Raw genomic sequence first — 21,271 nt, 5'->3', positions numbered from 1 at the left:
ACACTCTGTGATCAGGCTCAATGAGCCACGCCACCCAATTGCTCGACTCGAGCCTGCAAAACGTAGAGCACGTTGCGCAGCGCTGCATCCAACACGCCAAGCAGCCCAGTGGTTGGTGATTGGATAGCCGCCAATACTTGGGCCAGTATAGCCTCTTTTGGCGGGAGCGTGGCGAGGGTGGTTACATCTGTGGCGCTGAGGATGCTATCGCCCATTACAGCCCCTTTGATCTCGAAAGTGCGAGCGCTTTGGGCGTACTCGACAATCGCTTTGGCTACTGCTACGGCATCATCAAAGCAAAAGCCAATGCCAATCGGGCCTGTCAACAGATCCTCAGGTACAGTCCGACCCGCCCTACTCATTGCCAATCTAACCAGCCGGTTTTTGACGATATGGTATTCTGCTCCAACACCCCGCAACTGCCTACGCAGGTCGGTCAGTTCTGCCATGGTCAGGCCACGGTAATCCGTCAGAATGATGGCCTTTGACCGAGCAAGTTTTTCGGCGTAGTCGGCAACAAGTTGTTCCTTTTTAGCCTTGGTTATAGCCAAAGATGATCACCTCCTTGCTATGTTTTGACTGGAAACTAAAAACCCCGTGTGCTAGCCGAAACAAAGACTCGCGTGCACAAGGGGTTCGCTTGGCTTCAAGTCCTTGCCTCGGCAGGCATTAATTAAGCGTCGCAGCGCACCTGCTGTCACTGGCGGGACTATATTCTATTGTACAACTGTACAGCACCCGAAACGACCATTCGGGTTGAAGTATTTCGGGCTTAGGCGGCAGGCTTGAGAGCCATAGCCTGTGAAAGATCTAGTCGGATCCCTGGTCCCATTGTAGTTGTCAATGTAATTCGTTTTATGTACTGACCCTTGGCGCCGGTCGGTTTGGCGCGCATGATCGCATCCATCGCCGCGGCGAGATTCTCCAAAAGTTGCTCTTTGGTGAAACTAATCTTGCCTATTGGGATGTGCACGTTGGCAGTCTTATCAATCTTAAATTCAACACGCCCGCCACGAGACTCGGCGATGATACGTGGCAAATCGGAGATGTCCGCTATAGTGCCGGCTTTAGGATTGGGCATCAGGCCGCGGCGACCCAGGATCTTCCCAAGGCGGCCCACCTTACCCATCATCTGCGGAGTGGCTATGGCGACGTCGAATTCGAGCCACCCCTCGCTGATCTGCTTTATCAGTTCATCCGAGCCGACATAATCGGCCCCCGCATCACGGGCTACCTTCTCTGCCTCCCCCTCAGCAAAGACCAACACCCGGATTTTCTTACCCCTGCCGGCAGGTAATTGTACTACCCCGCGCACTTGTTGATCTGCTTGGCGCGGATCAACGCCAGTGCGTATGTGCAGTTCAACCGTTTCATCGAAGCGAGCGTAAGCCGTCTGTTTGAGCAAATCAACAGCCTCTTCCGGCGAATACAGTTTCTCCGGATCAATCAACGTTTTCTTTTCCAGGTATTTCTTACCATGCTTAGTCATTTTTCCTCCATTGTGGTCATAAACGGGCGAAATGCCCTCCCACGACAAGGGACACTACTGTTCAATCAACCACCTCGATACCCATACTACGAGCGGTGCCCTCAATGATCCGCGCTGCGCTTTCCAAGTCGGTGGCATTTAGGTCTTGCATCTTCAGCGACGCGATGTCGCGGATCTGCTGGCGCGTCACCTTACCAACTATCTGCTTGCCTGCCTCGCTAGAGCCCTTTTCTACACCGGCTGCCTTCTTCAGTAGATCCCCTGCGGGTGGAGTCTTCGTGACGAAAGTGAAAGAATTGTCCGCATAAATAGTGATCTCCACCGGAATGATGCTACCGGCCTGGCTCGCCGTGCGCGCATTGTACTCTTTGCAAAAGGCCATGATATTCACACCATGTGGGCCCAACGCGGTGCCAACTGGTGGTGCAGGGCTAGCCTTGCCGGCGGGAACCTGTAATTTAACGATGGCTTTGACTTTTTTACCCATTTATCTCCCCTCAAGATGCTCTTCCAGCCAGAGCGATTACAGTTTTGACACCTGCAGGAAGTCTAGTTCTACCGGTGTTTCGCGACCGAAGAAAGAGACTAAAACGCGCACTTTGCCCTTCTCCAGGTTCATGTCGTCCACGGTGCCCATGAAATCGGCGAAAGGACCGTCGATGATGCGTACGCTTTGGCCGATCCGGAAACTGACCTTGATCTTGGGAGCCTCGACCTCCATGCGTTTTAGGATATTCCTTACCTCTTCTTCGGAAAGAGGTGTTGGTTTGGTACCCGAACCCACGAACCCAGTCACACCCGGAGTGTTGCGCACCACCTGCCAGGAATCTTCGTCAAGGATCATCTCCACCAAGACGTAGCCTGGAAAAACGCGTTTTCTGGTGGTGCGACGACGGCCCTCACGAATTTCGATTTCTTCTTCAGTTGGAATGACGACGCGGAAGATCTTGTTCTGCATCCCCATGGACTCGATACGATGCTCCAGGTTCTTTTGGACTTTGTTCTCGTAACCCGAATAGCAGTGTACGACGTACCAAGCACGTCCATCTTGTATTTGCGCAGAAACCTCGCCTTCCGCTAGGGCTCCCTCTGATGTTTCCGTGGAAGGTTCTTGCCCCGCTGGAACCTCGCCCTCAGGCCCTTCCGCCGTCTCCCCGGCGACAGGTTCCACCTGCGTTTCGGCTGATGGCTGCTCTTCAGTTGCCTCAACCTCGGGTTGAGTAATTTCTGCTTCGTTCTCGCTCATAGATCCACGATAAGAATTCAACTTCCTGTTGTAATCTGTAAGATAACTCGGATCAACTGGGAAAAACCCCAATCTACAACGGCTAAGAATCCGCTCATGGCCACCGTGGTGACTAGGACTACAATCGTCAGCGTAAACGTCTCGCTGCGGCTGGGCCAGGTCACCTTCATCAACTCGGATCGCACTTCTTTGAGATACCGCACGATTCGATTCTCTTTATGTTCGCGCGTGGGCTTTGTTTCCTTCGCTTTGGCCACCGGATCTCACTCCATAATTTTGATCTGTGTTTTCCCGAACAGATACGCATCCCAAAGACACCGTACCGTTACCCGGCGACTATGAGAAACGCCCGAAATACTGGCGATAAGAATCGCCTGGTTTTCGATACGGTGTCTTATGGGTTCAGCAGGCCAGGCAGGACTTGAACCCGCAACCTGCGGTTTTGGAGACCGCTGCTCTGCCAACTTGAGCTACTGGCCTTTATTCTGCAATGTAGGTTTTATGACTGTAGTTTCGGCCTTACTTCGCCTCACGATGTAACGTGTGCTTCCGGCATCGTGGACAGTATTTCTGCAGTTCAATACGCCCAGGATCGTTCTTGCGGTTCTTGGTTGTAGTATAAGTTCTCTCTTTGCACTCGGTGCAGGCGAGAGTAATCACAATGCGGTTCTCTTTTTTCGCCATATCTACTCGGGTTCAGAGACCCTTTCCCCTCTTTCTACCTACTCGACGATTTTCGTGATCACACCAGCGCCCACAGTGCGCCCACCCTCACGGATGGCGAACCGCGAGCCCTGCTCCAAAGCCACGGGGACGATCAAGCGCACTTTCATGTTCACGTTGTCCCCAGGCATCACCATCTCCACCCCTTCCGGCAACTCGATGCTTCCCGTCACGTCCATCGTCCGGATGTAGAACTGCGGCCGGTATCCCGTGAAGAACGGCGTGTGCCGCCCACCTTCTTCCTTCTTCAACACGTACACCTCTCCCATAAACTCGGTGTGCGGCTTGATGCTCCCCGGCTTGGCCAACACCTGCCCGCGCTCCACTTCCTCGCGCTCGATCCCACGCAGCAGGCAACCTACATTGTCCCCCGCCTGACCGTAGTCCAACGTCTTGCGGAACATCTCTACACCGGTCACCACCGTCCGCCGCACATCCTCCCGCAGCCCGACGATCTCCACCTCGTCCCCTACTTTCACCGTGCCGCGCTCGATACGCCCAGTCACCACCGTCCCGCGCCCCTTGATCCCAAACACATCCTCGATCGGCATCAAGAAAGGCTTGTCCATCTCCCGCACCGGCGTCGGGATGTAGTGATCCACCGCCCTCGTCAACTCCCAAATGCACTGGTACTCCGGCGCGTTGGGGTCCGTAGATGGGCTCTCCAACGCCTTCAGCGCCGACCCTTTCACGATGGGGATCTCATCGCCAGGGAAACCGTAACTGGTCAACAACTCCCGGAGCTCTAACTCCACCAACTCCAATAGTTCCGGGTCATCCATCAGGTCCACTTTGTTCAGGAACACCACCATGCTCGGCACTTCCACCTGGCGGGCTAACAAAATGTGCTCCCGCGTCTGCGGCATGGGCCCATCTGGCGCGCTCACCACCAGGATGGCCCCATCCATCTGTGCCGCCCCGGTGATCATGTTCTTGATGTAGTCGGCATGACCTGGGCAGTCCACATGGGCGTAGTGCCGCTCCGGAGTCTCGTACTCCACGTGGGAGATGGCAATGGTCAGCCCCCGCGCCTTCTCCTCCGGAGCGTTGTCAATCGAATCGTAGGGCCGGAACTGGGCCAGACCTTTCATCGCCAACACTTTGGTGATGGCAGCCGTCAAGGTGGTCTTGCCATGGTCCACATGACCAATGGTGCCCACGTTCACGTGTGGCTTCGTGCGCTCAAATTTCTGCTTCGCCATAAGGTGGTTCTCCTTTCGTCACTTGAAAACGATGATTGCTCAAATTCACTGGCACAAACGCGGAATTATAATCAAAATTCAAATTTTGGCAAGTTACATGTAGTGGTCAATCCAAATCGTTCCCACTCTCTCGCAGAGTGGAAGGATCTCGATTCCCCTTTCTATCCTGTCCGCCGGGAAACATATCGCGCGCCCCCAAGAATGCGTTCCATCATCTCCCTGGGCAATTCAGCGTAATGGTCGAATTCCATTGTGAACGAGCCGCGCCCTTGGGTCAAGGAGCGCAGATCGGTTGCGTAGCCGAATGTCTCCGCCAAGGGGACGTGGGCGTCAATCACTTGCATCCCATCGGCGCGGGATTGCATGCCATCAATCGTGGCCCGTCGGGCATTCAGATCGCCGATTACTTCGCCGGTGGCTTCTTCGGGTACCACCACCTCTATCTTCATGATGGGTTCCAAGAGCACGGGCTCCGCCTGCGCTACGCCATTGCGCAAAGCCAACGACCCCGCCATTTTGAAAGACAGTTCCGAGGAGTCCACCTCGTGATATTGGGCATCTACCAACCTGACCCGCATGTCCACAAGCGGATATCCGGCCAAGACCCCGCTTTCCATTGCCTCGCGCACACCTTGTTCTACAGCGGGTACAAACTCTTGGGGGATGGTCCCTCCCTTCAGAGCGTTTTCGAACTCGAATCCGGTACCCTTAGGTCGTGGTTCGAGTTCCAGCCACACCACACCGTATTGCCCAGCGCCCCCCGTTTGTCGGATGAATCGCCCCTCCGCGCGCATGGGCTTGGTGATCGTCTCCCGATAGGACACCTGTGGCTTGCTGACGGTGGCCTGGACCTTGAACTCGCGGAGCAGCCGATCCACCAACACTTCCAGGTGCAGTTCGCCCATACCTGAGATGATCGTCTGGCCTGTCTCCGCATCGGTGCGGACGCGAAAGGTAGGATCCTCCTCCTCCAGGCGCTTCAATGCGTCACTGACTTTATCCTGGTCCGCCTTCGTCTTCGGCTCAATGGCCACCGAGATCACGGGTTCTGGGAACCGAATGGCTTCCAAAACGACCGGGTAATTCTCGTGGCATATCGTGTCACCTGTGAACGTCCAGCGCAGGGCTGGCAACGCGGCGATATCGCCGGCTTCGACTTCCTCCATCTCCTCCCGGCGGTTGGCATACATGCGCAAGATACGCCCTACTCGCTCCTTGCGGTCTCTGGTGGCGTTCAACACTCGCATCCCCGCCTTCAGGCGACCGGAATACACCCGGATGTAGGTCAGTCGTCCCACAAAGGGATCGGTCTGGATTTTGAATGCCAAGGCAGTGAAAGGATCTTGGGTGCTACGTCGCCGTTCGATCGGTGTGCCAGTGCGCGGATCTACTCCTTGCACTGGTGGAATATCCAGCGGGGAGGGCAAATAATCCACGATCGCGTCGAGCAGCAATTGCACGCCCTTGTTGCGCAAGGCTGCTCCCCCTAAGACGGGGAACAACTGGCCACTGATTGTGGCCGCACGGAGAGAGGCACGGAGGTCCGCAGGCGTTATCTCTTCACCTTCCAGATATTTTAGGGTTAACGCCTCGTCGGTTTCTGCCACCCGTTCGATCAACGCCTCGCGGCGTTGGGCCGCCTCCTCCTGGAGTTCCGGGGGCACAGCGGTGCTTTCCAATTGGGTGCCCAGATCGTCCAGATAAATCACGGCGCGGTTCTCGATGAGATCTACCAACCCCCTGAAATGCCCTTCTATGCCGATGGGCATCTGGACCACAGCCGTGCGTGCTCCAAGACGATCCTCAATGCTCCTGACTGAACGCCAATAATCAGCCCCTGTACGGTCTAATTTGTTAATGAAACAGATACGCGGCACTCCGAAACGGTCGGCCTGCCGCCACACGGTCTCGGACTGCGGTTCCACCCCGGCCACAGCATCGAAAATGACCACCCCTCCATCCAACACGCGCAGGCTACGCTGGACCTCGGCAGTGAAATCTATGTGGCCCGGTGTATCAATGATGTTAATCTGGCAATCACGCCAGAGCGTAGTAACAGCCGCCGACTGGATAGTGATACCGCGCTCTCGCTCCTGCTCCATCCAATCGGTGACCGTTGTGCCCTCGTCCACATTGCCCATGCGGTGCGTGCGGCCGGTGTAGAACAGGATGCGCTCCGTGGTGGTGGTCTTACCCGCATCAATATGAGCGATAATGCCTATATTCCTGACCTTCTCTAGAGGCGCGAGCCTGGACATCTTACACCCCGGCCTTGGCAAATGCGACGCCAGCGTCACTCCATCGGCAATAGGTGTGCCAGCCTTGGGCTACCACCGGTAGTGGGCAAAGGCTTTGTTGGCCTCCGCCATCTTGTGTGTGTCTTCCTTCTTCTTGATAGCGGCCCCCGTGCCCTTGGAAGCATCCATGAGTTCGTTGGCCAGTTTCTCGGCCATGGACTTGCCCGGTCGGCTGCGTGCCGACTGGATGAGCCAGCGCATGGCCAAAGAGAAACGGCGGTCTCCTTGAATCTCCACAGGAACCTGATAGGTTGCACCACCGACGCGCCGAGGTTTCACCTCTAAAACGGGCGCCACGTTGTGGATGGCTTGTTCGAAGATTTCCAATGGAGCCTTGTTGACCCGCGACTCGATAATGTCCATGGCTTCGTAGAAGATGCGTTCCGCCACGCTCTTCTTGCCACGTTGCATCAATTTGTTGATGAATCGGGCCGCTAAGATGCTATTATATTTGGTGTCGGGCGCTGGCACCCGACGGATGACAGTACCACGTCTCGGCATTCCACTCTCCTTGCACAGAGAAGGCAAAATCATGCCCAGTATAAGTTAGGACTTCTTTGGTCGCTTAGAACCGTATTTCGAACGCCCGCGCTGGCGATTCTCGACGCCGGCAGCATCCAATGCTCCGCGGACGATGTGATAGCGCACGCCAGGTAAATCCTTGACCCGGCCACCGCGCACCAACACCACCGAGTGTTCCTGCAAATTGTGGCCCTCGCCGGGAATGTAGGCTGTAACTTCGATTCCACTGGTCAGGCGCACACGGGCGATTTTCCGCAGGGCCGAGTTAGGCTTCTTCGGGGTCATCGTCTTGACCTGCGTGCAAACGCCGCGCTTCATTGGATTCCGCCCCCGAGTGTACCGACCCTTGAGCGCGTTGTATGAGAGGCGCAGAGCGGGCGCTTTGCTTTTCTGTAACTTTTCTTTGCGTCCTTTTCTCACCAATTGATTGATCGTCGGCAAGATAAGCCCTCCTTCTACAAGGCTTGTGAATAATAGGCATAAGACGCCGAGGCCGCTCTGAACAAGCAGCGCCTCGGCGATGCTCGTACTCGGTAAGAAAGTTCACACCCGCTCAAGTTCACAGCGGGATGAAACATTTAAAGTATATATACATTGTGAAAATTGTCAATTACCCTGTATCGCATGTGGTAGAGAGGCGCGTTTATCCAAAGGTCCTCTCGCGTGCAAATCCAGGCACACCCAACCCCAAGCCCAGCCTGGGCAATGGCTCCTCACTCTCCTCACGCCCAAACTGGATTCGCTCACCGTTCTCATTCAAAACCTCAACGGATAACGCCAGGCTCTGCAATTCCTTCACCAAGACGCGGAAAGATTCTGGTATGCCGGGTTCGCTGATCCGTTCGCCCTTCACGATAGCCTCATAGGTCTTGACCCGGCCAGTCACATCGTCTGATTTGACGGTGAGCATCTCCTGTAGGGTGTGGGCCGCGCCATAGGCCTCCAGAGCCCAAACCTCCATTTCTCCGAAACGCTGGCCACCCAACTGGGCCTTTCCACCCAAGGGCTGTTGTGTGACCAGCGAGTACGGCCCTGTGGAGCGGGCGTGCACTTTGTCTTCCACCAGGTGCGCCAGTTTCATCATATAAATGATGCCTACGGTCACTGGGCGGTCGAAAGGCTCCCCGGTCTTGCCATCGTAGAGGATCATCTTGCCCGATATCGGCAGGGGTTCTTTGACTTCCAGGCTGACGCGCGCTGCCTTGTCCTCGATGTCCTGGTCGGATAGATTCGATACATCCACGCCATGGTCCTCAAGCCACAGACGCAGACACAGATTCACTGCCCTCTGGTCGGCCTTCCCTCGCTCTGAAACAGGCAGGTCGGTTTCGATGGTGGATTGAATGGAACGGATATCGTACCCGCGTTCTTTCAGCCACTGCGCCAGCCAGGCCCAGCGTGCCGAGGCCCAATCGGAAACGACCTCATCCACATCCTGGTCGTCAGGTACTTCTAACACGTGGCGCAAGTACACACGCCGCGCCTCTTCGTCATCCTCCAGGTCGGTGGTGTCCACATCTTGCTCGTGCAGCCACTGCCACGCGCGCCGGGTTGCGTCTTCCCACGCCCGATCTATCAGCCAAGCGCGTGCCAATTCGCCCATGATTTCCGTCTCATCCGCGCCGTCGAATACCGGTGACACGGCTCGAAAGCCCATACGACTGGCCGCCCACCCCAAGTGAGCTTCCAGAATCTGGCCCACATTCATACGGGCGGGCACTCCAAGCGGATTCAAGATAATATCCACGGGCGTGCCGTCGGCCAGGTAGGGCATATCGGCAATGGAGACCACCTTGGAGATCACGCCCTTATTGCCGTGGCGACCGGCCATCTTGTCGCCCTCGGTGATCTTGCGGCGTTGGGCGACGCTCACGCGCACCATCTTGTCCACGCCAGGAGCCATATCGGGATGCTCCTCGCGGGAGAAGGTACGGATGTCCACTACCTTGCCGCGCTCGCCATGTGGTAGGCGCAACGAAGAGTCCTTGACCTCCCAGGCCTTTTCGCCGAAGATGGCGCGCAATAATTTCTCCTCTGGGGTCAGTTCGGTCTCGCCTTTCGGCGTGATCTTGCCCACCAGAATGTCGCCCGGTCCCACCTCTGCACCGATGCGGATGATACCCTCTTCATCAAGGTTTCGCAACGCGTCTTCGCCAACGTTTGGGATATCGCGGGTGATTTCCTCGGGGCCCAGTTTGGTATCCCGCGCTTCGACCTCATGCTTCTCGATGTGGATAGAGGTAAACTTGTCGTTTCGGACTAGCGCCTCGCTAATGAGAATGGCATCTTCGTAGTTGCCGCCCTCCCAGGATAAGAACGCAACGATTACGTTCTGACCCAAGGCCAATTCACCGCGGTCAGTGGAAGAGGAGTCGGCGAGAACGTCTCCTGCTTTCACATGGTCACCTTTGTTCACTATAGGACGTTGGTCCAGGCACGTGCTTTGGTTTGTGCGACTGTAGCGGCGCAGATGATAGACTTTTTGTCCGTCGTTGCCTTGCACAACGATCCGCTGCCCTGTGACGCTGACGACTTCGCCGTCGTTCTCCGCTATGATCACTTGACCAGAGTCTAATGCGGCTGGTTTTTCGATCGCCGTGCCCACCAGAGGAGCCTCAGGGGCAATGAGCGGCACAGCCTGGCGTTGCATGTTGGAACCCATCAAGGCGCGGTTGGCGTCGTCGTGCTCCAGGAATGGGATGAGTGCCGCCGACACTCCCACGATTTGCTTGGGCGACACGTCCATATAGTCTACCTTTTCCACCGCCTCCATGAGGAAATTCTGGTGATAGCGTACGGAGACGCGCTTATCCAAGAACTGGCCATCGTCATCCAGCCGAGCATTTGCCTGGGCGATAACGTAGTGATCTTCTTCGTCCGCCGTTAGGTAAACCACTTCGTTTGTGGCCACTGGGACTATTTTGACTTCTCGAACGCCCGCTTTCTTGATCCGCTTCGCCAACGCGGCATCTATCTTTGTGCCTGGCTCGGCGATGACCTCCTCGGTCTTGGGGTCTAATATCCGCTCGCGGACAGTGCGGCCCTCCAGCAGTTTCGGGTCGGGCGGGAGAGAATGGATCACCTTGCGGTATGGAGTCTCAATGAAGCCATACTCATTCACCCGCGCATAAGTGGACAGGGAACCGATGAGGCCGATGTTTGGGCCTTCTGGGGTTTCGATAGGACAAATCCGGCCGTAGTGGCTGTGGTGCACATCACGCACATCGAATCCGGCACGCTCACGGCGCAGGCCACCGGGGCCCAATGCCGAGAGACGGCGCTTGTTGGTTAGTTCCGCCAGCGGGTTCGTCTGATCCATGAATTGTGAGAGCTGGCTGCCACCAAAGAACTCGCGCAACCCAGCGACGATCGGACGAATATTGATGAGCGCCACAGGAGTTACCTGCTCCGGATCGCGGGTGCTCATTCGGTCACGCACCATACGCTCCATACGCAGCAGGCTGATGCGCAACTGATTTTGGATCAACTCGCCCACGGTCTTAACACGCCGGTTGCCAAGATGATCAATATCGTCTGGGTCCTCGACGCCGTTGTTCACCTGAATGATGCGCTCGACAATCTTAATCAGGTCGCGCTTGGTAAGGGTGCGATGATCCAGAGGCACATCCAGCCCCAGATGCTTATTGAGCTTGTAGCGGCCCACCTTCCCCAGATCATAACGCCGCGGATGAAAAAGCAGACTGCTAAGATAACTGCGAGCGTTTTCAAAGGTGGCGGGGTCGCCCGGACGCATTCTCTTGAAGAACTCTTCGAGGGCCGAGGCGGCATCTGTGGTCGGATCACGCTCCATAGTGGACTGGATGTAGGAGTGTTCCGGCATCGTGTCCACAGATGCGAAAAGGGATAACAGTTCCTCGTCGGTGCCAGTTACAATGAGGGCGTTATCGGCTTCTTGGCCCTCCACTTCGATGGTGCCCAACGCACGCAGGAGAACGGTGATCGGTATCTTGCGCTTGCGGTCCACCTTCACCGAGATGACGTCGCGTTTGCTGGTCTCAAACTCGAGCCAAGCCCCGCGGTTGGGAATGAGTTTGGCCATGCAGAGCAGTCGTCCGGTAACCCGATCTTCCTCCACCTTGAAATAAGCGCCGGGGGAACGAATGAGTTGGCTGACGACAACGCGCTCTGCGCCGTTGATGATGAACGTGCCATTGCTGGTCATGAGCGGGAAATCGCCCAGGTAAACATCCTGCTCGGGTATTTCCCCACCCGTCTCCCTGTTGATGAGCCGCGCCCGCACGTAGAGCGGGGCAGCAAAAGTCATGTCGCGGGTGCGACACTCCTCCTCGCTATATTTGGGCTCCTCAAAGCGATAATCGAGGAAATGCAACTCTAAGTTGCCGTTGTAACTGACGATGGGCGAGATCTCCTCGAAGAGTTCTCGCAATCCTTCCTTGATGAGCCACTCATAGGAGGTACGCTGCACCTCAATGAGACTGGGTAGCGGATGGACGTCAGGGATGCGAGCATAGGACCGGACACGGTTATTCAACACGCTCATATTCCGATTGATGACACCCCTTACTGAAACTGCCATCTATTCTTATCCCCCCTTGTAGTGCCTGCCACGAGGGTTCGATGAAAGCAAACAGCAAAAAACGAGCCTCCACTGGCGGCAACGAAAGAACCTTTATCAAGGTAAGCCATGTGCCGTTCGGAGGCCGCGATCCAGGCAGAACCTTTGGTTGAAAAATCGAATTTTAATTATACCACAATTTTTCTTTTTGTCAAATTCTGCGCTGAAATCCGGATAGCAAACCTCAAGAGCACGAGCCTCATCACAACGCTATTCCACCCGTCAGAGGGCCGGAAGATGGCCTCTCAGCCACACTGCGAATACCCGCACGCCCGGCAGATCGCGCATCCCTCTTGAAACTGCATAATTCCCCCGCATTCCGGGCACTCCGGGCAGATGTCAGTCAGGCTCTTAATATGGGCGTTCTCCTCGCCCTTGCCCTCCCGCCCGTTGCGGTAGCGCTCCAGGGCCTTGCCAATGGCATCGGCACAGGAGAGGGTGGTACTGCCGTTATGCCACGAGGGAGAGGGGCAACGAATGCCCTTCAACTGATCAATGATCTCGTCTGTGCTCACCCCCGACCGCAGGGCCAGCGAGATCAGCCGGCCGATAGCCTCGGACTGAGAGGCTGTACATCCCCCGCTTTTGCCCATCTGCAAGAAGACTTCACAGAGGCCTTCCGCATCTTCGTTTACGGTGATGTACAGGTTGCGCCCACAACCCATGGGCACTTTCTCCGTCCATCCCTTGGTGATCGTGGGACGAGGCCGGGGCTTGCGTCGGATTCCCTTGCCTTCCTCCTCTTTGGGCACAGCCAAACCTTTCGTGAGCACCTGGGTCTGGCGACTGCCATCGCGGTAGATCGTGATCCCTTTGCAGCCCATCTGATAAGCCAACAAATAGGCCTGCCGCACGTCCTCCACGGTGGCACTGTTGGGAAAATTGATTGTCTTGCTGACTGCGTTGTCGGTGTATTTCTGGAATGCTGCCTGGATGCGGACATGCCATTCCGGCGCGATCTCATGGGCGGTGACGAACACCCGTTGCACCCATTCCGGCACACTCGGCAACCCGCGCACCGACCCACGAGCCGCCACCTCGCGAATCAAGTCGTCGGAGTAAAACCCCTCGGACTTCGCTACCTCCAGGAAAAGATCGTTCACGACGGGCAAGGTGTCGGAATCTAACACGTGGGCCCGCACATAACTCAAGGCATACAAAGGCTCGATACCGCTGGAACAGCCGGCGATAATACTAATGGTTCCGGTCGGGGCGACGGTAGTACAAGTGGCGTGGCGTAATGGGCGCGCACCCGGCTTATCGTAAATCGAGCCGGCAAAGTTCGGGAAAGCGCCTCGCACGGCTGCCAACTCCTCTGAGGCCTCTCGTGCTATGTCGCGGATGAAGCCCATCACCCGCTCGGCTATCTCGAGGGCCTCCTCGGAATCGTAGGGAACCCTCAACTGGACCAACATATCCGCGAAACCCATCACCCCTAAGCCGATCTTGCGGTTGGCCTTGGTCAACTCTTCGATCTGAGGGATAGGATAGCGGTTCATATCAATGACATTGTCCAGAAAGCGGACGGCCAGGCGCACCGTGCGCTCCAGATGTTCGGTATCTATCTCACCATTTCGTACCATGTGGGCCAAGTTGATGGAACCCAGATTACAACTCTCATAAGGTAGGAGCGGCTGCTCGCCACACGGGTTGGTAGCCTCGATCTGCCCGACGAGGGGCGTGGGGTTAAACTGGTTGATGCGATCCAGAAACACCACCCCTGGCTCACCATTGCGGTGGGCCATCTCCACCATCAGGTCGAAGATCTGGCGGGCACGGACTTTCTCTGTTACCTGACCGGTGCGTGGGTTGATAAGCCCATATTCCTCGTCATTCGCCACGGCGGCCATAAAAGCATCTGTTACACCCACGGAGATATTGAAGTTGGCAAGCACTCCTTCCTGGGCCTTGCAAGTGATGAACTCCACGATATCCGGGTGATCCACCCGCAAGATAGCCATGTTTGCCCCGCGACGCGTGCCACCCTGCTTGATAGCATCTGTGGCCGCATCGTACACCCGCATGAACGAGATGGGCCCACTGGATATACCGTGGGTAGAGCGCACCACATCATTGCGGGGCCGCAGTCGACTGAAGGAGAAGCCGGTCCCGCCACCGCTCTGGTGGATGAGAGCAGTGTGTTTCAGCGTCTCGAAAATGCTCACCATCGAATCTTCGATAGGCAACACAAAACAAGCCGACAATTGCTGCAACTTGCGACCGGCATTCATTAAAGTGGGAGAGTTGGGCAGGAAATCCAGCGTGGCCATCAGGCGGAAGAATGCTTGTGCCACCGCTTCGGTGTCGGCTGCGCTGTCGTATAGTTTTTCGGCCTGGGCGATGTTTCGCGCCACGCGCCAGAACAGGTCCGCCGGCGTTTCACAAACGCGCCCGTCTTCATCTTTGGTTAGATAGCGTTTTTCCAGAACGGTGAGCGCATTGGCAGTTAGTTTAATCTCAGTTTGCTGCGCTTCCACCCTGAGCCCCCTTCTTCCGTCTGGTCTTCCTTTTCTTCTGCGCATCGCTCTTCCAATGCTTTAGCGATTCTATTTCCTCTACCAACCCATCCACATCCTTGAAACGATGATATACGGAAGCGAAACGCACATAGGCTACTTCATCTAATTCTCGGAGGCGGTCCATCACCATCCCGCCAATGACGCGGCTCTCAACCTCAGCCTTACCCAAGTTAAAGACCGCTGTCTCCACATCATGAACGAGAGCCTCTATTTTCTCGTCGGCGATGGGTCGCTTCGCACAGGCGATGCGCAACCCACGATACAATTTCTCCCGATTGAATTCCTCGCGCCGGCCATCGCGCTTGATAACGAGCACATTGACGGGGGCCACCCGTTCGTAAGTTGTAAACCGTTGGTTGCACTGCAGGCATTCGCGGCGGCGCCGGATGAGATCACCCACATCGCGGGAGTCCACGACACGGGAGTCGCTGTATTGACAGTAAGGACACTTCATGATCCCCCCTAAGGCGTTCTCTGTGCGAAGTCAAAACAAGCCCATCAGCCTCCTGTAGTACTAACTGCTATGCCAAAGCACGACGCCAGTGCCAAGACTCCCGTTTGTCCATTTCGTCCAGGGTTGCACTTGGTAGGCTCGAACTAAAGTACTACATTTAGTGTTTGATGGGCGGCATTACACAATATGTTGGATAGTGCCTTTATAGTTTAGCACAAATGACGCAAAAAAGCAAGGGGTTTAGAGGCAAAATTTTAGTTTTCGGAGCGAATTTTAAGGATTCTTCTACTCGAATGCGGAGCAGTCGCGGAGCACGACCTAAGGAGATAACGTCTTGCCTGACAGATGCAGCGCTACCTCTGCCCCAACGGGAGTGGGAGGGGCAGAGAAGAAAGCAACCCCTCACGATCCAGGCGAAACGAGACAAAGCACACTGTCCCGGCTACCCTCTGAGTCCGTGCCGAGGATGCTGAAAAACAGTTTCCAGCATCCTCGGCCAGGTATTCTCCACATCCCCGTAATGGAGCAGAGGTGCTCACCCTGTTAAGGAGCCGTTACCAGAGTGCTACTTATTGCGGCGCAAGAAAGCCGGGATGTCCAGTTCGTCTTCGTCGTAACTGCGCACCGGGAAGTCAATCGTCTTCCGCGGGGAGATAACGTAAGGGCGTTGGTGACTGCGCGCTTGCCCGTCAAAGCCAGTGGCAATGACGGTGATGCGGAACTCCTCACCCATATTCGGATCGATCACCGCGCCAAAGATGATATTGGCGCCCGGGTCGGCTCGTTCACGGATGACGTTTGCCGATTCTTCCACCTCTGCCAGGCGCAGATCGGGACCAGCAGTGATATTGAACAGCACTCCCTTCGCGCCATCAATGCTGATGTCCAGCAAGGGACTGCAGATCGCCTGCTGAGCGGCTTCGACTCCGCGATTCTCTCCGCTGGCAGTGCCAACGCCCATCAGGGCAGACCCGCCTTCGGCCATCACCGTTCGGACATCCGCGAAATCCACGTTGATCAGCCCGGGCACCGTGATGATCTCGGAGATGCCCTGCACACCTTGGCGCAGCACGTCATCGGCCACTTTGAAGGCGGTTTGGATGGAGGCTTTGCGATCCACTATCTGTAACAGGCGATCGTTCGGGATTACGATGAGCGTATCCACCTGATCCTTGAGGTTCGCAATGCCATCCTCAGCCGCCTTCGCACGGCGCATACCCTCGAAGGAGAAGGGCCGGGTGACAATGCCAATGGTCAGTGCTCCGGCTTCCTTCGCGATCCGACCGATGATCGGCGATGCGCCCGTGCCAGTGCCGCCGCCCATGCCGGCGGTGAGGAATACCATGTCCGCACCCTTGACGATCTCGCGCAGGTCTTCGATGGACTCCTCTGCCGCTCGTTCACCAATGGTGGGGTCCCCGCCGGAGCCAAGCCCCTTGGTCAGTTTGCCCCCGATGCGCACCCGCAACGGTGCTTTGGACAGCATGAGCGCCTGGGCATCGGTGTTCACGGCGATGAAGTCCACGCCTTGGAGACCGGCTTCGATCATACGGTCCACGGCGTTTGAGCCGCCTCCGCCAATGCCCACGACTTTGATCTGAGCGAAGTTCTCGATGCTGCCACGTGGTTTGTCTCGTTCTACCATCTTGCTCCTTTCTGCCCGCTGCACCTAATTTGTGTCTCAGCGAGGCAAAAACACTTTTAGCCAATCCAAGAAACGTCGATATATCTCCTCCCAGCTCTGGCCAGTGCTCTCTGGCCGGCCGGTCTTCTCTTTCTCGTATTGCATGCCCCAAAGCAACAGCCCTACGGAGGTGGCATAGGCGGGATCACAGACCATTTCCGCCAATCCCTCCACATTCTGCGGAACGCCCACTCGTACGGGCAACTGGAGCACTTCGCGGCCTAGATCCTTAAAACCAGGCAACTGGGCTGTGCCCCCTGTCAGCACAACGCCCGCAGGCAGCAGGCCGTCGTAGCCAGAGCGCTTGATTTCTCGCAGGATAAGGGCGAACATTTCCTCCGCCCGAGCCTCAATGATGCTGGCTAACTCCCGACGAGATACCGAGCGCCGCGCTGAATCACCAAAAGCAGCCACATCTATTTGCTCACTGGGGTCCACCGCTTCGGGTAATGCGTGTCCATATTTGATTTTGAGTTCCTCGGCCACAGTAAACGGCACGCGCAAGCCAATGGCGATGTCGTTGGTCAGGTTATTGCCCCCGACCGGCAATACCAGGCTGTGCCAGACGTTGCTGGCGATAAAAATAGCCAAGTCGGTGGTGCCTCCTCCAGCATCTACCAACACCACGCCCATCTCGCGCTCTTCGTCTGTGAGTACGGCTTCGGCAGACGCCAGTGGCTGAAGGACCAGATCGTTCACATGCACCCCAGCCGAGTGGACGCACTTCACCAGATTTTGAATGGAAGCCGTTGCCCCAGTCACAATGTGCGTCTCCACTTCCAGCCGGAAACCCACCATACCAATCGGGTCGCGTACTCCTTCTTGTCCATCCAGCGTGAAGCCACGAGGGATCACGTGTATGATCTCGCGGTTGTGCGGGATGGCAATGGCCTTCGAGGACTCGATGGCCCGTTCCACATCCTCGGCGGTGATGCCGCGGTCGCCGCGCCCAACCGCTACCACACCGCGGCTATTCAGCGAGGAGATGTGTTTCCCGGCCAAGCCCACATAAGCGCCCTCGACCTTGTAACCGGAGATACGCTCTGCCTTCTCCACCGAGGCGGCGATGGCTCTGGAGGCCTCCTCCACGTTCACAATCATGCCTTTGCTTAGGCCACGTGAGGGTGTTACGCCCACGCCCACAATGCGCAGCGCCTCATCCTCAGTGATCTCGCTGATCAGAGTGCATATTTTCGTTGTGCCTACATCCAGAGCGGCGATCGCGCGATCCATGATATCTTTTCCTGCAGGAGCCTACCTATGGTTTGGCCTCCCAGCGTGCCAAGAAGTGGCGGCGGATGAGCGCCAGATTGTCAAACAGCCGCACCCCAAAAGCCACAATGGCCGCGTAATACAATTCCACGCCCAGCCGGTCGCCTATGAACGTAAGCACCCCGGCCAGGAGGGCATTGACCACGAAACCAGAAAGAAAGACCACGTTATCGTATTCACCCTCCAGTTCCGAGCGCACCGCTCCCAAGAGCGAGTCCATCGCCGCGAGAATAGCCATCGCGGTATAGCGCGCGTACTCGGAAGGGATCGTGAATGAGACAACCGATCCAATGATCAACCCCAAGAGCAATCCTAATACTGGCAGCCACATAACCCACTCCTTATGTCAAAAACCGGAGCACACCGCGCACGCTCAGCGATAATAAGGACTGCTAACAAACCGCAGATCAATGTACTCCGCCTGAACACCCTGCGCCACCATAGTGTCCAGCATGGATTTCAGGTTGTTGACCTTCGTCTCCAGAGCCTCATCGTTGCCGAAATACGCCCGCCATCCCTGAGCAGTCATAATGCTGATGCCGCGTTCTGCCGTGTAGTCGAAGCGCCTCACTTCGGGCATCAAATCATGCAGTGCAATGACCGTCCGCACTGGGGAGGCATCCACCATGTCTCCAGGGCGGAGCGGTACATTGTCTAAGTCATAGACATGCAGATCGTTGCCGCTCTCAACACCACTGGCCCACTGCAAGACCTTGCCCTCCCCATCCACCAGGAATGCTGCATCCCTGGTATGCCAGATCAATTTGGGCTCGCGCTCCACAACCTGTATGATCACCTGCCCGGGCAGTTGGCAGCGCACGCTCACGGATTGGATGCTTGGAAAGGCTTTGTATAGTCGTTCTTGTATATCCCCTGTCCGTACCAGAAAAATGTTCTTGTCCTTTAGGCCTGCAGCAGTGAAAATCTCCTCGGCAGAGACGAGCCGGGTGCCGGTGATCCGGACGCTGGACACGTAGAAATCATCGCCTATCCAAAAGGCAAACAGGAGCGCCAGGGCAGCAACCAAGAGGAGCGCCGAAGGCACTTTGCCCCACTGGATTCGGCTGCGATGAGCCACCAGGCGCCCGGGCACGAGTTGTTCGGGCACAATCACGTCGTAGTGATGGCCCAGTCGTGTTTGAGAGCGTCGTCTTCGTTTAGGCTTCGTCTGCACCAGTCGCACTTTGTGAGAACCCCGCCAGACGTTCGGCATTGTAATAGGTCTGTGACTGCCGGGTATCCTGATATCGTTCCAGCGCCAATTCGATCAGGCGGTCGAGCAGCCTCGGATACGGCAAGCCACTGGCCTCCCAAAGTTTCGGGTACATACTGATGGGCGTAAACCCTGGGATGGTGTTCACTTCACTCACGTAAACCCGGCCGGTGCTCTTGCTGACGAAGAAGTCCACCCGAGCCATGCCAGCCAGGTCGAGGGCGAGAAAGGCGCGTATCGCCAGGGACCGAATGTACTCGGTCGTCTGCGGCGGCAGATCCGCAGGGATAATCAATTGACTATCGCCGAGGTATTTGGCCTCGTAGTCGTAAAATTCATTGCATGGCACAATCTCGCCCAGCACCGACGCCTCCGGCTCATCGTTGCCCAGCACACTGCACTCGATCTCCCGGGCATCAATGGCCTCCTCGACCAACATCTTCCGGTCGTAACGAGCGGCTATATCTAACGCACGGATCAGTTCCTCGCGGTTGCGCACCTTCGAGATGCCCACGCTCGACCCCAAATTAGCGGGCTTGACAAAACAGGGGTAACCCAATGTGCTTTCCACGCGTTCTATCACCCCATTGGGGTCAGCCCGCCAGGCCTTGCGCTTGAGAGGCATGTGCTTGCAAACCGGCAATCCCGCCGTTACAAACACCGCCTTCTGTGCGATCTTGTCCATGCCCAGCGCTGAACCCAGCACGCCTGCACCCACATAGGGGATGTCGGCAAGTTCTAAGAGCCCTTGTACAGTGCCATCTTCACCAAACGGGCCGTGTAGAACGGGAAAAATGACATCCACGGTCGGGATACCGCTTTCCTGAGTGCCAGGCACCAATTCGCGGGTTCCCGATTCCGGCGAGGCCCCTCGTTTGATTTGTGCTTCCAGATGCTTCATATCCTGGCGAGCCTCCGCCTTCAGCAACGCCATCGGGTCGCCAGTGGTCACCCAGCGGCCAGTTTTGGTGATACCAATGGGAATAACCTCATATTTCGTCGGATCTAAAGCCGCCATCACCGAAGCAGCTGAAATCAGCGATACCTCATGCTCTCCAGAACGTCCGCCGAAGATCACTCCGACGCGAATCCGTTGTTTCTCACCCATTCCTCTTACCACTCACCAACCAACTCGATTTCCAATTCCAGGGTGATGCCGAATTTTTCCCGCACCGTATCTCGCACCAAACCAATCAACTCCCATACTTGTGCTGCCGTCGCCCGGCCTATGTTCACAATAAAGTTGGCATGGACGGGCGAGACCATCGCATCGCCCACTCGGTAACCTTTGAGCCCAGCGGTCTCGATCAGGAATCCCGCAGGGTACTGCTCTGTGCGCTTGAAAACACTGCCTGCGCTGGGCTCGGTGGGCTGGTTTTCCTGGCGACGGCGCGTATACCCAGCGGCTTTCTCGCTGAGCACTTGGCAATCACCGTGTCGGAGATGAAAGCGTGCCGCCAGCACGACAGTGCCATCGCGCCGCTCCTTAAGGCGACTGGTGCGATAACCCAGACCTAATTCGGTCACATCCAACCAGCGTTGTTCACCTTCCGGCAAGAGCACGAACACAGAGTCCAGAGAATCGCTCACGTAACTATTGTAGGCACCTGCATTGCCGACGATGGCACCACCCACAGTGCCCGGCACATCTACCGCCCATTCCAGACCGGCAACACCTTGGCTGACCATCGCTCGGGCCACGTCTCGGATGAGGGCTCCGGATTCCGCATAGAGTAACACACCTCCGTCGTCCTCTTCTACAGAGAAATAATCACAATTGTTCTTGATTACTATGCCGCGCACGCCTCGGTCCGAAACCAAGACGTTTGCGCCCTGGCCCAGGATGAGATAAGGCACCCCATACCGTCGGGCCAAGGTTATTGTCTTGCAGAGTTCGTCCAGCGACCCCACAGAGACGAACAGATCTGCTGGACCACCGATCCGGAAGGTGGTATGGTTAGCCAAAGGTTCGTCTTGCCGCACCTTGTCGCCCAAAGCCCGCGCTAATCCATCAATATCCATACACTTCACCGCCGAGAGCATAGCCATTGGA

General features: G+C 56.4%; 19 protein-coding genes, 1 tRNA gene and 1 other annotated feature. All 20 genes read right to left on the bottom strand.

All coding sequences use genetic code 11. The features are described from left to right. Positions 1-17: 17 nt before the first annotated feature. Entirely contained in the window at positions 18-551 is a 534-nt protein-coding gene (locus tag H5T64_08560) for a 50S ribosomal protein L10 (GenBank protein MBC7264398.1), read from the bottom strand. Positions 552-578: 27 nt separating this feature from the next. Further along, positions 579-722: a sequence feature (ribosomal protein L10 leader region), on the bottom strand. A gap of 50 nt (positions 723-772) precedes the next feature. Beyond that, positions 773-1,489 (bottom strand): 50S ribosomal protein L1, encoded by a 717-nt coding sequence (locus H5T64_08555; GenBank protein MBC7264397.1) that lies wholly within the window; start codon positions 1,487-1,489, stop codon positions 773-775. A 61-nt stretch (positions 1,490-1,550) separates the two neighbouring features. Then, positions 1,551-1,976, bottom strand: a complete 426-nt coding sequence (rplK, locus tag H5T64_08550; protein MBC7264396.1) for a 50S ribosomal protein L11 — start codon at positions 1,974-1,976, stop codon at positions 1,551-1,553. 36 nt (positions 1,977-2,012) lie between these two features. Further along, positions 2,013-2,735, bottom strand: a complete 723-nt coding sequence (gene nusG, locus H5T64_08545) for a transcription termination/antitermination protein NusG (protein MBC7264395.1) — start codon at positions 2,733-2,735, stop codon at positions 2,013-2,015. Positions 2,736-2,752: 17 nt separating this feature from the next. Next, positions 2,753-2,905 carry a preprotein translocase subunit SecE gene (gene secE, locus H5T64_08540; protein ID MBC7264394.1) on the bottom strand — a complete coding sequence of 51 codons (153 nt, stop codon included), beginning with the start codon at positions 2,903-2,905 and terminating at the stop codon, positions 2,753-2,755. Between the two features lie 236 nt (positions 2,906-3,141). Continuing rightward, positions 3,142-3,215 (bottom strand) — tRNA-Trp (locus H5T64_08535). A 39-nt stretch (positions 3,216-3,254) separates the two neighbouring features. Continuing rightward, a complete protein-coding gene (gene rpmG / locus H5T64_08530; GenBank protein ID MBC7264393.1) occupies positions 3,255-3,419 on the bottom strand; it encodes a 50S ribosomal protein L33 in 165 nt (54 codons plus the stop codon). A gap of 38 nt (positions 3,420-3,457) precedes the next feature. Beyond that, a complete protein-coding gene (tuf, locus tag H5T64_08525; protein MBC7264392.1) occupies positions 3,458-4,660 on the bottom strand; it encodes an elongation factor Tu in 1,203 nt (400 codons plus the stop codon). 161 nt (positions 4,661-4,821) lie between these two features. After that, positions 4,822-6,918: an elongation factor G gene (gene fusA / locus H5T64_08520; GenBank protein MBC7264391.1), complete on the bottom strand. Its 2,097-nt coding sequence runs from the start codon at positions 6,916-6,918 to the stop codon at positions 4,822-4,824. A gap of 69 nt (positions 6,919-6,987) precedes the next feature. Beyond that, positions 6,988-7,458, bottom strand: a complete 471-nt coding sequence (gene rpsG, locus H5T64_08515) for a 30S ribosomal protein S7 (protein ID MBC7264390.1) — start codon at positions 7,456-7,458, stop codon at positions 6,988-6,990. Positions 7,459-7,503: 45 nt separating this feature from the next. After that, complete coding sequence (rpsL, locus tag H5T64_08510; protein MBC7264389.1) at positions 7,504-7,920, bottom strand: 30S ribosomal protein S12; 417 nt, start codon at positions 7,918-7,920, stop codon at positions 7,504-7,506. Positions 7,921-8,122: 202 nt separating this feature from the next. Next, positions 8,123-12,037 (bottom strand): DNA-directed RNA polymerase subunit beta, encoded by a 3,915-nt coding sequence (locus H5T64_08505; GenBank protein ID MBC7264388.1) that lies wholly within the window; start codon positions 12,035-12,037, stop codon positions 8,123-8,125. Between the two features lie 284 nt (positions 12,038-12,321). Continuing rightward, positions 12,322-14,598 (bottom strand): vitamin B12-dependent ribonucleotide reductase, encoded by a 2,277-nt coding sequence (locus H5T64_08500; GenBank protein ID MBC7264387.1) that lies wholly within the window; start codon positions 14,596-14,598, stop codon positions 12,322-12,324. Then, entirely contained in the window at positions 14,534-15,049 is a 516-nt protein-coding gene (gene nrdR, locus H5T64_08495; GenBank protein ID MBC7264386.1) for a transcriptional repressor NrdR, read from the bottom strand. The genes H5T64_08500 and nrdR overlap by 65 nt, the downstream gene beginning before the upstream one ends. 565 nt (positions 15,050-15,614) lie before the next feature. Then, complete coding sequence (ftsZ, locus tag H5T64_08490) at positions 15,615-16,694, bottom strand: cell division protein FtsZ (GenBank protein MBC7264385.1); 1,080 nt, start codon at positions 16,692-16,694, stop codon at positions 15,615-15,617. 36 nt (positions 16,695-16,730) lie between these two features. Next, positions 16,731-17,966, bottom strand: a complete 1,236-nt coding sequence (gene ftsA / locus H5T64_08485; protein MBC7264384.1) for a cell division protein FtsA — start codon at positions 17,964-17,966, stop codon at positions 16,731-16,733. Positions 17,967-17,991: 25 nt separating this feature from the next. Next, the gene (locus tag H5T64_08480; GenBank protein ID MBC7264383.1) at positions 17,992-18,336 is read right to left on the bottom strand and encodes a small basic family protein; all 345 of its coding nucleotides are present in this window, start codon (positions 18,334-18,336) and stop codon (positions 17,992-17,994) included. A 42-nt stretch (positions 18,337-18,378) separates the two neighbouring features. Further along, positions 18,379-19,179, bottom strand: a complete 801-nt coding sequence (locus H5T64_08475) for an FtsQ-type POTRA domain-containing protein (GenBank protein ID MBC7264382.1) — start codon at positions 19,177-19,179, stop codon at positions 18,379-18,381. Then, positions 19,163-20,326, bottom strand: a complete 1,164-nt coding sequence (locus H5T64_08470) for a D-alanine--D-alanine ligase (GenBank protein ID MBC7264381.1) — start codon at positions 20,324-20,326, stop codon at positions 19,163-19,165. Before H5T64_08470 ends, H5T64_08475 begins: the two co-directional genes overlap by 17 nt. A gap of 5 nt (positions 20,327-20,331) precedes the next feature. Further along, the gene (gene murB, locus H5T64_08465; GenBank protein MBC7264380.1) at positions 20,332-21,267 is read right to left on the bottom strand and encodes a UDP-N-acetylmuramate dehydrogenase; all 936 of its coding nucleotides are present in this window, start codon (positions 21,265-21,267) and stop codon (positions 20,332-20,334) included. Between the last annotated feature and the right edge of the window lie 4 nt (positions 21,268-21,271).

It is taken from the genome of Chloroflexota bacterium (assembly GCA_014360825.1).
GTDB lineage: Bacteria > Chloroflexota > Anaerolineae > UBA2200 > JACIWT01 > JACIWT01.
This window is presented reverse-complemented; position numbering and strand designations above follow the sequence as displayed.

Bases quoted from the DNA above. Each gene is read 5' to 3' on its own strand.
- murB (MBC7264380.1), bottom strand. From the start codon at position 21,267: ATGGCTATGCTCTCGGCGGTGAAGTGTATGGATATTGATGGATTAGCG.
- ftsA (MBC7264384.1), bottom strand. From the start codon at position 17,966: ATGGATCGCGCGATCGCCGCTCTGGATGTAGGCACAACGAAAATATGC.
- rpsG (MBC7264390.1), bottom strand. From the start codon at position 7,458: ATGCCGAGACGTGGTACTGTCATCCGTCGGGTGCCAGCGCCCGACACC.
- nusG (MBC7264395.1), bottom strand. From the start codon at position 2,735: ATGAGCGAGAACGAAGCAGAAATTACTCAACCCGAGGTTGAGGCAACT.
- H5T64_08500 (MBC7264387.1), bottom strand. From the start codon at position 14,598: ATGCGCAGAAGAAAAGGAAGACCAGACGGAAGAAGGGGGCTCAGGGTG.
- H5T64_08470 (MBC7264381.1), bottom strand. From the start codon at position 20,326: ATGGGTGAGAAACAACGGATTCGCGTCGGAGTGATCTTCGGCGGACGT.
- H5T64_08505 (MBC7264388.1), bottom strand. From the start codon at position 12,037: ATGGCAGTTTCAGTAAGGGGTGTCATCAATCGGAATATGAGCGTGTTG.
- secE (MBC7264394.1), bottom strand. From the start codon at position 2,905: ATGAAGGTGACCTGGCCCAGCCGCAGCGAGACGTTTACGCTGACGATT.
- rpmG (MBC7264393.1), bottom strand. From the start codon at position 3,419: ATGGCGAAAAAAGAGAACCGCATTGTGATTACTCTCGCCTGCACCGAG.
- rplK (MBC7264396.1), bottom strand. From the start codon at position 1,976: ATGGGTAAAAAAGTCAAAGCCATCGTTAAATTACAGGTTCCCGCCGGC.
- ftsZ (MBC7264385.1), bottom strand. From the start codon at position 16,694: ATGGTAGAACGAGACAAACCACGTGGCAGCATCGAGAACTTCGCTCAG.
- H5T64_08555 (MBC7264397.1), bottom strand. From the start codon at position 1,489: ATGACTAAGCATGGTAAGAAATACCTGGAAAAGAAAACGTTGATTGAT.
- H5T64_08480 (MBC7264383.1), bottom strand. From the start codon at position 18,336: ATGTGGCTGCCAGTATTAGGATTGCTCTTGGGGTTGATCATTGGATCG.
- nrdR (MBC7264386.1), bottom strand. From the start codon at position 15,049: ATGAAGTGTCCTTACTGTCAATACAGCGACTCCCGTGTCGTGGACTCC.
- fusA (MBC7264391.1), bottom strand. From the start codon at position 6,918: ATGTCCAGGCTCGCGCCTCTAGAGAAGGTCAGGAATATAGGCATTATC.
- tuf (MBC7264392.1), bottom strand. From the start codon at position 4,660: ATGGCGAAGCAGAAATTTGAGCGCACGAAGCCACACGTGAACGTGGGC.